Source organism: Pigmentibacter ruber (assembly GCF_009792895.1).
Taxonomy (GTDB): domain Bacteria; phylum Bdellovibrionota_B; class Oligoflexia; order Silvanigrellales; family Silvanigrellaceae; genus Silvanigrella; species Silvanigrella rubra.
Genome location: NZ_WSSC01000001.1, coordinates 1,183,444 through 1,196,883, shown reverse-complemented (window position 1 = coordinate 1,196,883; position 13,440 = coordinate 1,183,444). Strand labels below are relative to the sequence as shown.

The 13,440-nt window shown below is 30.4% G+C and carries 13 protein-coding genes; 5 read left to right on the top strand and 8 right to left on the bottom strand.

Annotation, left to right across the window (positions count from 1 at the left end; all coding sequences use genetic code 11):
* Nucleotides 1–2 precede the first annotated feature (2 nt).
* Genes GOY08_RS04965 through ccoN form a run of 3 tightly spaced genes read right to left on the bottom strand, consistent with a single transcriptional unit; the run spans nucleotide 3 to nucleotide 2,870 of the window.
* Nucleotides 3–578 carry a cytochrome c gene (locus GOY08_RS04965; RefSeq protein ID WP_158997707.1) on the bottom strand — a complete coding sequence of 192 codons (576 nt, stop codon included), beginning with the start codon at nucleotides 576–578 and terminating at the stop codon, nucleotides 3–5.
* Nucleotides 568–726 carry a hypothetical protein gene (locus GOY08_RS04960; RefSeq protein WP_158997705.1) on the bottom strand — a complete coding sequence of 53 codons (159 nt, stop codon included), beginning with the start codon at nucleotides 724–726 and terminating at the stop codon, nucleotides 568–570. The genes GOY08_RS04965 and GOY08_RS04960 overlap by 11 nt, the downstream gene beginning before the upstream one ends.
* On the bottom strand, nucleotides 726–2,870 hold the full coding sequence (gene ccoN / locus GOY08_RS04955; protein ID WP_158997703.1) for a cytochrome-c oxidase, cbb3-type subunit I: 2,145 nt from the start codon (nucleotides 2,868–2,870) through the stop codon (nucleotides 726–728). Before ccoN ends, GOY08_RS04960 begins: the two co-directional genes overlap by 1 nt.
* A 292-nt stretch (nucleotides 2,871–3,162) precedes the next feature.
* On the opposite strand from ccoN, the gene GOY08_RS04950 reads away from it, so the two are divergent.
* Nucleotides 3,163–5,295: an ATP-binding protein gene (locus tag GOY08_RS04950; protein WP_158997701.1), complete on the top strand. Its 2,133-nt coding sequence runs from the start codon at nucleotides 3,163–3,165 to the stop codon at nucleotides 5,293–5,295.
* 17 nt (nucleotides 5,296–5,312) lie between these two features.
* Nucleotides 5,313–5,687 carry a response regulator gene (locus GOY08_RS04945; RefSeq protein WP_158997700.1) on the top strand — a complete coding sequence of 125 codons (375 nt, stop codon included), beginning with the start codon at nucleotides 5,313–5,315 and terminating at the stop codon, nucleotides 5,685–5,687.
* Here GOY08_RS04945 and GOY08_RS04940 read toward each other — a convergent pair.
* Together GOY08_RS04940 and prfB are read right to left on the bottom strand one after the other, a co-directional pair.
* Nucleotides 5,684–6,217: an adenine phosphoribosyltransferase gene (locus GOY08_RS04940; protein WP_158997699.1), complete on the bottom strand. Its 534-nt coding sequence runs from the start codon at nucleotides 6,215–6,217 to the stop codon at nucleotides 5,684–5,686. The genes GOY08_RS04945 and GOY08_RS04940 overlap by 4 nt on opposite strands.
* Nucleotides 6,218–6,231: 14 nt before the next feature.
* Nucleotides 6,232–7,375, bottom strand: a protein-coding gene (gene prfB / locus GOY08_RS04935) for a peptide chain release factor 2 (RefSeq protein ID WP_202914023.1) whose coding sequence is annotated in 2 segments (ribosomal slippage) — nucleotides 6,232–7,314 and nucleotides 7,316–7,375 — 1,143 coding nt in all. Because the reading frame shifts where the segments join, the coding sequence is not laid out codon by codon here.
* Between the two features lie 158 nt (nucleotides 7,376–7,533).
* Here prfB and GOY08_RS04930 point away from each other — a divergent pair.
* Nucleotides 7,534–8,421 carry an undecaprenyl-diphosphate phosphatase gene (locus GOY08_RS04930; RefSeq protein ID WP_158997697.1) on the top strand — a complete coding sequence of 296 codons (888 nt, stop codon included), beginning with the start codon at nucleotides 7,534–7,536 and terminating at the stop codon, nucleotides 8,419–8,421.
* A gap of 22 nt (nucleotides 8,422–8,443) precedes the next feature.
* On the top strand, nucleotides 8,444–9,673 hold the full coding sequence (locus tag GOY08_RS04925) for a 3-deoxy-7-phosphoheptulonate synthase (RefSeq protein ID WP_158997696.1): 1,230 nt from the start codon (nucleotides 8,444–8,446) through the stop codon (nucleotides 9,671–9,673).
* A gap of 31 nt (nucleotides 9,674–9,704) precedes the next feature.
* Here the strand turns inward: GOY08_RS04925 and GOY08_RS04920 are convergent, their stop codons facing one another.
* Complete coding sequence (locus GOY08_RS04920; protein ID WP_158997695.1) at nucleotides 9,705–10,274, bottom strand: thymidine kinase; 570 nt, start codon at nucleotides 10,272–10,274, stop codon at nucleotides 9,705–9,707.
* Between the two features lie 116 nt (nucleotides 10,275–10,390).
* On the opposite strand from GOY08_RS04920, the gene GOY08_RS04915 reads away from it, so the two are divergent.
* A complete protein-coding gene (locus tag GOY08_RS04915; RefSeq protein WP_158997694.1) occupies nucleotides 10,391–11,668 on the top strand; it encodes an NAD(P)/FAD-dependent oxidoreductase in 1,278 nt (425 codons plus the stop codon).
* On the opposite strand, the gene GOY08_RS04910 is transcribed toward GOY08_RS04915, so the two are convergent.
* Nucleotides 11,663–12,466 (bottom strand): CheR family methyltransferase, encoded by an 804-nt coding sequence (locus GOY08_RS04910; protein ID WP_158997692.1) that lies wholly within the window; start codon nucleotides 12,464–12,466, stop codon nucleotides 11,663–11,665. The genes GOY08_RS04915 and GOY08_RS04910 overlap by 6 nt on opposite strands.
* A gap of 18 nt (nucleotides 12,467–12,484) precedes the next feature.
* Nucleotides 12,485–13,333 carry an HDOD domain-containing protein gene (locus GOY08_RS04905; protein WP_158997690.1) on the bottom strand — a complete coding sequence of 283 codons (849 nt, stop codon included), beginning with the start codon at nucleotides 13,331–13,333 and terminating at the stop codon, nucleotides 12,485–12,487.
* Nucleotides 13,334–13,440: the final 107 nt, after the last annotated feature.

The window sequence follows — 13,440 nt, the reverse complement described above, 5'->3', positions numbered from 1 at the left end:
TATTAATGTAACTTTCCTTCTTTTCCTTCAGGCTTTTTTGGATTTGGAGGATTGCTTCCTTGAATACTTGCTATATAAACAACTAATGCCTTAATTTTTTTATCACCTAGGATAGTTTTCCAACCAGGCATTCCCTTTTCAGGCACACCAACATCAATAACCTTTTCAACAGCAACATATGTATTATCAATAATCCAATAGTCGTCAGTTAAATTTGGACCTACTCCACCCTGTCCTTGAAGACCATGACATGAAGCACAATTAGTATCATAAGCTTGTTTTCCTTGATCTATCATTTCTTTATTCTTTATATTCTCTGCATAATTAAAGTCTCTGCTTCCATTATTTGAGTTAGAATTATTCTGTCCAACCGATGCTAAATATTCATCTTTTAATGGATGTCCATTTTTGTAGATGTGATAATAAAATAAATATATCGCAGCAAATATAATTGTCCCATAAAATAAAATTTGAAACCAAAATGGAGTTGGATTATCATATTCTTTAATACCATCAAAATCATGGTCTAAAAGTTTTTTGTTTTTTTCATTTTCTTTTTTATCGTTATCATTCGTCATTTTTTGTCATATCCTCACAATGCTTAATATAACTTTTACTAACTATATTTGACCAAATTAACCAAAAAATAAATAAAATAAAGGTTACAAAAAAGACCCCAATCGTAACGAAAATTTCCCCATGATCAGAAGCAAGTTCACTTAACATTATTTCCCCTCAATTTTTTTTGTTGAAGGTTCTAATGCATTGCGTCCATCAATTCCTAATCTTTGCAAGTAAGCAATTAAGGCAATTATTTCGGCATTTTTATTAGCGTTAATTCCCTGCTCTTGAATACCAGTAGCAATGTTTTCAGCTTGTTTCTTTAAGTTTAATACAGCATTATCAATTTCTTCTTGAGTATAAGGAACTCCCAATTTAGCCATAACTTTTAATTTATCGCTTGTGTAAGATGTATCTAAGTGATCTTTTAATAGCCAATCGTATTTAGGCATAGTACTATTTGAAGTCATGCTTGTAGGATCTTCCATATGTTTATAATGCCAAATATCCCCGTATTTTTTTCCTAACTTTTGTAAGTCTGGTCCAGTTGTCTTTGAACCCCATAAGTGTGGAAAATCATATTCAAATTCACCAGCACGCGAATATGGTCCATAACGCATTTCTTCTTCTTTAAAAGTTCTGATCATTTGCGAGTGACAATTATTACATCCTTCACGAATATAAATATCACGACCTTCAATTTCTAAAGGAGTATATGGTTTTAAAGTTGCAATTTTTTCTTCTGTAGAATGATTTATTAGTAATGGAAGAATTTGCACAATACCACCGATTGAAACAGCAATAAGAGTTAGCATCCCCATGACTAGTCCTAAATTCTCGGCTGCTTTTTGCACAGTTCCATAAACAGTTTTTTTGTGTTCAATTGTTGAAAAACTATGCGCTTCAACTAAGGTATCAGGAACTTTTCCAACCTTTTTAATTGTTTTATAAATAACATAAGTTCCAATTATAATTCCTACAAGATAAAGAGTTCCACCAATAGCTCTTATTTGATAATATGGTAGAATTTTGTTTACCATTTCCATAAAATTTGGATAAGTTAACACATTATCGGTAACACTTTCTCGCATAAAACCAAGCATTGCCCCAGCTATATACATAGGAATACAATAAATAAGAATTCCTACAAAAGAGATCCAAAAGTGTGCATTCGCCAATTTTTTACATTGCAATTCAGTTTTATAAATAGATGGAACTAGCCAGTAAAGCATAGCAAATAAAATATATCCATTCCACCCTAAAGCACCCACGTGCACATGCCCAATAATCCAATCTGTATAGTGCATAACTCTATTTACAGATTTAAAAGAAAGGATAGGACCTTCTAATGTTGCGCACAAATAAAAAATAGCCCCAGCTAGTAAAAATTTTGTAGAGGGATGAGATTTGATTTCTTTCCATGCAGACTTTATTGTCAAAATAAAATTAATTGCGCCTCCCCAAGAAGGAGCAATCAACATCACAGAAAATACAACACCAAGGGACTGTATCCATTCTGGAAGAGCTGTATATTGCAAGTGGTGAGGACCAGCCCACATATAAATAAAAATCAATGACCAAAAATGTATAATTGATAAGCGATAAGAATAAATGGGTCTATTTACTAATTTGGGAACGTAATAGTATCCTAATCCCAAAAATGGGGTAGTTAGTACAAACGCAACTGCATTATGCCCATACCACCATTGAACTAATGCATCTCTTACCCCAGAAAATGCACTGTAACTTTTTAAGAAAGTTACAGGCAAAGAGATATGATTTACTATATGAAGCAGTGCAACTGTAATAATTGTTGCTATATAAAACCAGATAGAAACATACAGAATTTTTTCACGTCTAATTGCAATTGTTAGAAAATAATTTATTGCAAAAATAACCCATACAACAGCAATTAAAATTGCTATTGGCCATTCTAATTCTGCGTATTCTTTTGATGTTGATAAACCTAGGGGTAATGTAACAGCAGCAAGAACGATAATTAACTGCCACCCCCAAAAATGAATATTTGAAAGGACATCACTAAACATTCTTGTTTTTAAAAGACGCTGTGAAGAATGATAGATACCAGCAAAAACACCATTTAAACAAAAGGCAAAAATAACAGCATTGGTATGCAAAGGGCGTAAGCGTCCAAAGGTTAACCAAGGCAAGTCAAAATTAAATGGTCGATAAAATAATTGGATGGCAATAATGACTCCAACCAACATGCCAACAATACCCCAAATCAGCATTGCAGCAATGAATTTTTTTACTATGCCATCATCATACCTAAACTTTTCCAAACTCATTCAACACTCCATGTGCAATTTTAAGAAAAAACAATAAAGCACAAATCAATCATAAATATTTCACAAAATGGTATTCAAACACAAGAATAAATGCCTTATTTTTTTGCTAAATTATAATCATAAATGGCGTTTTTTTGACATTATAATGAAAATTATTCTCATTCAAAATTTTAATATACTATATTTTTTATATTTTTATAAACTGAAAAAAAATTCCTATATATACATTTTACGCAATTTGACATTATATATCTTTTAATTCAAAATACAAATTAATCTAAGCAGGTAAACAATGTCGCCTATTAAATTAATATCTTTATCAATTGGTATAATATTAAATACATTTATTTTTTATAATTTGTATTTAAAATATATTCATTCAGAAGAATTAATTGTAAGAGAGTTAGCAAAAGATATATCAGAATCTATAAAAATAACTTTATCTAAATACAATATTAGTTTAAAAAATATTCAAGGTATATATAGCATTAAAAATAATATAAGTAATGAAGATTTTGAATTATATACTAAAACTATAGATTTCAAAAAAAATTTTAAAGGGTCCTTAGGAGTTGGATTTATAAGACTTATTTTCGACAAAGATTTAGAAAAGTATATTCAGGAAAATAAAAATTCAGATATTCATCCGAAGGTAAATACAGATGAGCATATGATTGTAGAACATATCGAACCTCCAGAAACAAATCCTGAAATAAAATGGCTCGATATTTCATACGACAGTTTTCGCAGAGATGCTGCTTTAACATCTGCTCTTAAAAATGAATTTACTTTGACAAGACCCGTAAACTTATCACAAATGTATGAAAAAAGCTTAGGTTTTTATGCCCTAATGCCAATTTTCGATCCTAAAGGAAAAAATCCAAGATATTTTCTAAAAGGATGGGCTTTTACAACAATAGTACTAGAAAAGTTTCTTCAAGAATTAGATAATAAATTACCAAATAATGTAAAAATACAAATTGAATTTGATAATTCAGATCTTGTCTATACTGGCGGATTTTCTCGCTTTATCTCTGAAAGTAAATTATATAAGAATCGTTCTGAAATTACAAAACAAATTGGTGGCTATAATTGGAAAATAATGCTGACAGCCGACACAAAAAAAGTAATGAGTTATATTTATCTTTTAGCACTTCTCTATGTAATTATAAGTATTATTATTATATATACAGTAAATAAATTAACAAATTTAATAATAGCAAAAAATAGAATGCTTTATCAAAAAGAATCTTGGTTTAAAGGGGTCATAAATTCATCTAACTATTTAATAATATCAACTGATAACTCTGGAAAAATATTATCATTTAATAAATCAGCAGAAAACTCTCTGCAATACAAATCTATAGAACTTATAGGAAAAGAAACTCCTCTCATTTTTTATGATAAAGATGATTTAGAGAGTATTATAAGTCATCAAAAATCTAAAAATCAAGAAAATATTTTACTTTTACCGAAAGAAAATATACAAAATAAATTAGAAGTAAATTTAGAAAAAAATTTAAATTCATTTGACATTTTCATTAGAAATATTAAAAAATACAATTCTTCTCAATATACATTTGTTAGAAAAGATGGTGAAAAATTTTTTGTAAAAGTTCTTATTTCATCTATACACGATCAATTTGAAAATATTATTGGCTACTTATTTACGGCTGAAGATTTAACTCATGAAATTGAAGTACAAAAAATAATTAATGAACAAAAAGAACAAATGTTATATACATCAAAATTTTCTCAATTAGGAGAAATGGCAGCAAATATTGCACATGAAATAAATACTCCTTTATCAGTAATTATAATGAAATCATATTCAATAAAAAATAAACTAATAGAAAACAATTTAGAAATTGATAAATTAGTAAGCGATATCACAAAAATAGAAACTACTACCCAAAAAATAGCAAGAATTGTAAAAAGTTTAAAAATGTATACAAGAAATTCAGAAAAAGATAATTATGAAAAAATCAGTTTAAATAACATACTTCAATCAAGCTTAGATCTAAGTCACGAAAAAATTACAAATAATGGTATTGAATTAAATATTCAAACTTGCGAAAATTTATTTACGTTTGGGAAAGAGGCTGAGTTATGTCAAGTTTTTTTAAACTTAATCAATAATTCTATAGATGCTATTAATAATTTTACAGAAAAATGGATAAATATTACTGTAACAAAAAATGAAAATAAATTAATTCTTCAATTTACAGATTGTGGCTCTGGTATTTCAGAAGATATAGTAGATAATCTTATGAAGCCTTTTTTCACAACAAAACAAGTTGGTAAAGGAACAGGTTTAGGTCTAAGTATTTCAAAAAGAATAATTGAAATGCACAATGGAAAACTTTATTATGATCGTTCAAATAAAAATACAACTTTTGTAATTGAACTACCAAGTGTATATTAGTAGAAAAAGGAGTTACTTTGTTGAATTTAAACCATATCAATATTTTAATTGTAGATGATGATGATTTAATGCGTGAAGTTTTAGCAGAATTAATAACTTTAAAAACAAAAGCAAATATTTTTGAAGCAGATAATGGAAAAGATGCATTTAAAATTGTTCAAAATGAAAAAATTCATTGCGTCATTTCAGATGTAAAAATGCCCAAAGGGGATGGAATTTCATTAGCAAAAGACATATTAACTTTGAACAAAGAGAAGCCTATTTTATTTATTTGCTCAGGTCAAAACGAATTAGATTCTAGTAAAGAAAAAGAATTAAACATTAAAAAAATTTTTGAAAAACCTTTTGAAATGGAAGATATTTTAAAAGAGCTTTTCAAATATTTTAATTAAGAATATTTCAATAGGCTTTGAATATTTGGACTACTTGGTAGCAGCAACTGTTTGCCATTTAAAAAGGCTAATTCAATGAGAAAAGAAAAACCACAAACTTCAGCCCCTCCTTTATGTATAATTTCAGCAGTTGCTTTGGCAGTTCCTCCGGTGGCTATGACATCATCAACAATAAGGTATTTCTCATTTTTTATAATTGAGTTCCTTTGAATTTCTATACAATCTGTTCCATATTCCAATAAATACTCTTGTGAAATGATTTCCCCTGGAAGTTTTCCTTTCTTTCTTGCGGCGACAAAAGGAATATTTAACTCTAAAGCTAGGGGTATGCCAAAAAAGAAACCACGGCTTTCAATTCCAACAATATGCTGTGCTTTTACTTCATTGGCAAAAAAAGCCATTTGCTGTATTACTTTTTTCATTACTGGAGGATTTTTAAATAATGGATTTATATCTTTAAAGCTTATACCTTTCTTTGGAAAATCAGGAACTGTTAAAATTAATTTTTCTAAATCTTGTTGAATTGACATATAAACCTCAAATTTTAAATAGAATCTGAATCCTCAGTTCCACCTTTACCTTTAAATTGACCAGCAGCATATTGTCTTAAATACTCTAAACAAAACTCTTCAATTTCTCCATCTAGCACTGTATTTGGATCGCTACTTTGGGCAAGAGTTCTTACATCTTTTACTAATTTATAAGGATGCAAAACATATGAACGAATTTGCGAACCAAATGCATTGTCCATTTTTGCTTCTTCAATTGCTTTAGACTCAGCCTGCCTTTTTGATATTTCTAGCTCATACAACTTTGCTTTTAAAAGTTTTAAACATGTCTCACGATTTTGAATTTGGCTGCGCTGTTGCTGACTTTGCACAACAATTCCTGTAGGTAAGTGAGTCATACGTACAGCAGAGTCAGTTCTATTGACATGCTGTCCTCCTGCTCCTCCTGCTCTATAAGTGTCAACTTTTAAATCACTTTCTTTAATATCTATTTGAATATCATCATCAATAATAGGACTGACATAAACGGAACAGAAAGAAGTATGTCTTCTAGCATTTGAATCAAATGGTGAAATGCGAACTAAGCGATGAACTCCATTTTCAGATTTCAAAATGCCGTAAGCAAAATCTCCTTCAATGGTTACAGTAGCATTTTTTATTCCAGCACCATCACCCTCAAGTTCATCTACAACTTCGGCTTTAAATCTTTTTCTATCACAAAATCTAAGCATCATACGCAGAATCATTTGCGCCCAATCACATGCTTCAGTTCCGCCAGCACCAGCATTTATTGTTAATATTGCGCTGTTGCGATCAGTTTCCCCCGATAACAAGCGTTTTGTTTCAAGATCATTGACTTCCTTTGTTAACTCTTGCAAAGAATCGTCAGCTTCTTTAATAGACTGCTCATCACCCTCTTCACCAAATTCAATTGCAACAAGGGTATCACCAAATTTTTTAATTAAATTTTCGCAGGATAAAATAGCATCTTCAAGATTTTTCTTTTCTTTTAAAAGTGTAGAAGATTTTCTTCTGTCATTCCAAAAATTAGGATCGCTATTGCTTTCAGCTTCAATTTCTAAAATTCGTTTTCTTTTTAATGGAGTGTCAAAGATACCTCCGAATAGGTTCAAACTTTTCTTGGATTTGTCCAAGCAATGTGCGTTGAATTTCGCTCATTTACATATCTCCATAAAAAAAAATTAATTCCAAAAAAGAACCCGTCAAATTTAAATTAAAAGACGGGCTTAATTAAAATATACTGGCCACTATGTGGCCTTCATTGAACGATATGGTATCTATTTCTATTGTGCAACTTTTTCTAAAGGAGATTTATTATGGCACTTGCATGCCCTATTCCAGTGCATGGACATCTGATAGATTGCGGATTTGTTGATTTGGGCTATTTTAAAATTATTATTTTAGGAATAGTTCAAGGAATAACAGAATTACTTCCAATAAGTAGTACAGCTCATTTACGAATTGTTCCTGCTTTTCTCGGTTGGCAAGATCCCGGAACTCCTTTTACAGGTGCAGTACAATTAGCGAGTTTTTTTGCTGTTATGATTTATTTCAGAACTGAAATATGGAATATTTTTTCTGGAACTTTAAAGAGTATTAAAACTAGAAATTTTTCTTCAACAGAATTTAGACTTGGAGTTGGAATTATTATAGGTACCATACCTGTAGGGGTGATGGGCTTGCTTTTAAAATCTACTTTAAATTCTCCTAATTCACCTTTAAGATCCCTTTATGTTATTGGAGCTGCATGTATTTTTATGGGAGCGTTATTCATAATAGCTGAAAAAGTTTGTAAACATGAAAGAGATTTTAAGCGTTTAACTTTTAAAGACTGTATGATTGTAGGGCTCGCACAAGTTGCTGCTTTGATACCTGGAGTTTCACGATCCGGTGCAACAATCACAGCAGGATTATTTTTGGGACTAAAAAGAGAGACTGCTGCTGCTTTTTCATTTATTTTAGGGGTTCCAGTTATTGTTGCAGCGGGATTAAAACAAATCCATGAAATGCACAATGCAGGTCTTTCTGCTTATGGCTGGAGTGTCCTTACTGTTGGTATTATTACTGCTTCTATTGCTGCATTTTTAGCTGTTTTTGGGCTTATGAAATATTTAGAAAAAAGATCCACTCTAATTTTCGCTTGGTATAGATTAATTTTAGGATTTATTTTAATCTTAGGTGCAGGTTTCAATTTTATACAATAAGTTTATAATCAAAAGGTAATTCATGACTTCGATCAATAATGAAAATTTTTATTTTCCTAACTGGCATCCTGAGAGTTGGAAATTTTGTTTTCAAAAACAAATACCAAATTATAAAAATGAATTATCTTTAAAATATTCTATGAATTATTTGAAAAAATCAGAGAAAATAGTTCTTGATCAAGAAATAATAGATTTAAAAAATTTATATTCGCAAGCAGAAAAAGGCAACTTATTTGTTTTGCAAGCAGGCGACTGCGCAGAAACATTTGAAAGTTGTAACTTTGATGATGTTAAAAATAGAATTGATCATTTAGAATATCTTTGTAGTTTACTTGAAGAAAATATTAAAAAGAAAGTAGTTCTAATTGGCAGAATTGCTGGTCAATATGCAAAACCCAGAACAGAACAATTTGAATTTAAAAATAATTCTAAAATACTTTCCTACAGAGGAGACATAATAAACTCCATTAATTATTCTGAGGCTGATCGTTCTCCTGATCCTAAAAGATTAATAACTGCATATGAAAAATCTAAGCAAACCGTAAATTGGATAAATAAAATTAAGAAAAGTAATTTATTTATTTCTCATGAAGCTCTTTTGTTACATTATGAATCTTCTTTAACTCATTACTCTAGTTTTACAAAAGATTGGCTAGACTATTCAGCCCATACGCTTTGGCTTGGCGAAAGAACCCGTGAAATAAACGGTGCGCATGTTGAATTTCTGAAAGGAATTGGAAATCACATAGGAATTAAAATTGGCCCGAATGCCAAACCAAATGAAGTCGTTGAATTGCTCCTTCTTTTAAATCCTAGAAATTCGCCAGGTAAAATAAGTTTAATAACAAGATTTGGAGACTCTCCTGTTTTAGAAAATCTCTCAGAAATAATTTTTTCCATTCAAAAAAAACAATTGAATGTTACTTGGATAAGTGATCCTATGCATGGAAATTCTTTTAAATCTCATACAGGTTACAAGACGAGAAATTTTACTAATATTTTAAATGAATTAAAAAATACCTTAGAAATCCATAAAAAAATGAATTCAATTTTAGCAGGTGTCCATTTAGAGCTCACGTATAACAACGTTACGGAATGCACTGGTGGAGAATGTAATCTTCAAGAGCAAGACTTACATTTGCGATATGAAACCTATTGCGATCCACGCTTAAACAGGTCTCAAAGTATTCAGCTTATTAATAACTTTAGTAAGTTATATCTTGAACACAAATTTTTTAATGTTGTAGATTAAAGTTACACTTAATATGATAAATATTTCTAAATTATTTGATTTTATCTTCGGGTACATAATGATGCAAAGCACATCTAGGTTCATAAGAATCCGTAGCACCTACTAATACAAGTTGATTTATATTGTTTAAACGTTGACTATAAAAAGCATCATTGCTGCACTGAGCACAAATTGCTGTTAATTTTGTAATTTTATTTGCCATAGCTAAAAGATGTGGCATGTAACCAAATGGTTTTTTTCGATAATCTAAATCTAAACCAGCAGCTACAACTCTAATTTTTTTTGCTAAAAGTTTTTCAATATCTTCAATAACACTTTCATTAAAAAACTGAACTTCATCAATTCCTATTACATCAATTTCAGATAAGTCATATTTAAAAATTTCACTTGTACTTTCAACAAGATGGGCAGAAATTTTTTGTCCATTATGGCTACAAATTTCTTGGGTAGAGTATCTAATATCTGAAGCATGTTTAAAAACTAAAATTTTTTGCTTTGAAATAAAGGATCTTTTAAGAACCCGTAACAATTCTTCTGTTTTACCACTAAACATACATCCGCAAATCACTTCTAAAAATCCAACTTCATTTTTCAAAGTCATTTTTACCTCAGATAATATAAAAACCAAATCTGGACTAATATAAAATTATAGTGAAAGCAAACTGAAGTAAAACAGGATGCTAACAAAACTTATTTTGCTTAAAAAAGGATCAAAAAATGAAAAATAAAAGCACTTCAACCCATGTCGTTATCGTTGGAGCTGGTTTTGCTGGTATTAATGCAGCAAAAAAATTAGGAAATATTCCAGGAATTCAAATCACAATGTTAGATAAAAATAATTATCATTTATTTCAACCACTTTTGTATCAAGTGGCAATGGCTGGTTTAAGTCCAGCAGAAATAGCTTCTCCTATAAGATCTATTCTTGCAAAATATAACAATATTGAAATAAATCTTGGTGAGGTTATTCATATAAATCCTGATGAAAAATTCTTAGAAACAGAATTTAAAAAAATATCTTTTGACTTTCTTATTCTCGCTTGTGGAGCAAGTCACAGTTATTTTGGAAGAAATGAATGGGAACAATTTGCCCCAGGAATGAAAACAATTGAACAAGCAACTGAAATTAGACGTCGAGTACTAACTGCATTTGAAATCGCAGAACAGTTAGACAACGAAAAAGAGCAAGAACAATTTCTTAACTTTATCGTGGTAGGTGGTGGCCCAACAGGAGTTGAACTAACTGGTTCTTTATGCGAAATAGCTTACCATACACTAAATAATGAATTCAAAAAAATTGATCCCAAAAAAACAAAAGTTATTCTTATTGAAGCAGGACAAAGAATATTAGCTTCATTTTCCGAATCGTTATCAAATAAAGCAAAAGAAGATTTAGAACAAATAGGTGCAAAGATAATACTGAACAAAAGAGTAGATAAAATATCTTCAGATGGTGTTTGGTTAGGTGAAACTTTTATTCCAGCTAAAACAGTTATCTGGGCAGCTGGTGTGCAACCTTCAAAAACAGGAAAGTATTTAAATACTCCTTTAGATTCTCTTGGCAGAGTTATTGTGGAAAATACTTTAAATATTCAAAAATATCCGTATATCTATGTAATTGGAGATCAAAGCCATTGTAAAGATAAAAATAACAAACCTCTTCCAGGATTGGCACCAGTTGCCATACAGCAAGGAATCCACGCCGCAAAAAATATTTGTCGAGTTTTAAATAATCAAACTCAGTTACCTTTTTTGTATTTTGACAAAGGAACAATGGCTACTATTGGAAAAGGCAGGGCAATTTCAGAATATTCAGGAATAAAAATGCGGGGAAAAATAGCATGGTTAGCATGGTTATTTGTTCATATCCTATACTTAATAGGATTTAGAAATAAATTTTTTGTACTGTGTCAATGGATTTGGTCTTATATTACGTTTGGAAGGGGAGCACGCTTAATAACTAAACAGGATTGGAAAAGCAATTCGGATTCATAGTTTTTCATACATAGAATTTCCTAAAGACTTTAAATTAAAAGCTTTTGGATCTACGCTATCACTATGACCAATAATTAAAACACCACCTTTCACAAGGCGCATGACTAATTTACCAATTATTTCTTTTACTTTATCAGGTGTAAAATAAATTAATACATTTCTACAAACAATTACTTCAAAACATGGTTGCATACTTTGTAACTTTACCAAGTTATCAGTAAAAAAGTTACAACGTGCTTTTATATTTTGATCTGGTACAAAAGTATCTTCTTTATCTAATTTTTTCAAATGACTTTGATAATTTGGAGCTATCTTAACAAAATCCTTCATTGGATATATTGCCTTTTTAGCCATTTCAACTGAAACAGGATCAATATCAAATGCTTTAAAATCATAATCAAATCCAGGATGTGCATTTCTAAAAGCTTCTAATACTAAGCAAAAAGAATAAACTTCTTCACCAGTAGAACAACCACCTGATTGCATCCGAAACTTTTTTATTCCCTTAAATCTTTCTGCTAATAATGCTTCAAATTTTTTATAATGCGGCATTTCGCGGAACCACTCAGTAGTGTGGATAGTAAATGCGCTAAGTAGTTGAGCAAATTCTTGATCATTTGAAATCGCTTCCTGCAAATATTTATCAAGACTTTCTGCTTTTTTTACTTGAACACGGCGCAGAACATTGGAAATTATTATTTCTCTACGATAGCTTCCTTGCTGACAATTTCCGGTAACATTTTCAGCCATAGCATATATTTTTTCTCTTTCTTCAGGCTTAAAATTCTCAATTGGCATTGATGTTTCCTTTACCCCTTAGGAAGGCTGAATAGCTGATTCCGTTTCTAATGCATTTTTCACAACTTCCTTGACAGTATCGGGTGTCAGTTCCATTCTCTTTAGCATAGACATCTCAATTTTTGTGTCTCTTTTATAGTCTTTAAAGCCAAAACCATAACTATGAGCTAAAATATCTGACAAAATCAAAATATCTATTAGTTTATTTGTCTCTACGGGTAACTCTTTTCTTAAATCCATATTTCTAGTATCATGAAATGCAATTAATGTTTTAACTTTTTCAGGAATTTCCCAACTGTCTAAAGCTCTAAATCCCAGTTTTGAATGTGGTTCTAAACCCATTTGACTTTCTGTAGTAGCAAAATCAATTTGATTTTCTAAGCAATGCTTAGCCATTTGTGTAAAATTTTCATTAAATAAACTTGCTGTTAAAGCCAAACCGACATCATGCATTAGACCTGCCATTTGCACTTCTGAGACAAAGTCAGGGGCAATTTTCTTCGCAAAGTTTGAACAAAGTAAGCTAACAAAAGAACAGTGCCGGATAAAACTATTAAATTCAAATGACAATGAATCTTTAAAAACAAAAGTACTTTCTAAAGCTTGCAGTACCATTATTTGCCTTAAATTATCATGTCCAATTCTAGATATTGCTGTTTTTAAATCGCTTGTAGGAGACCCTCTACCAAGTAGGAATAAGCTTGAGTTTGCAAGTTTTAAAATACTCGCTGAAATAGCAATATCTCTTGAAAGTGATTTTGCAAGAACTCCAGTATCAGCATTAGGATTATATAAGTAAACAAGACATTCTCGTGCTACTTGTGGCATTGCAGGCAATTTAAAATCTGCTGGCAAAAACATTTTCATAGTAAATCTCACTCACTATAATTGTGTAAGGTTTTAATCGTCTGAATATTGAAGTTTCCAAGACTGCAAAAATGTTTAATAGTTTGGATTTGATTTAGGAAAAATTT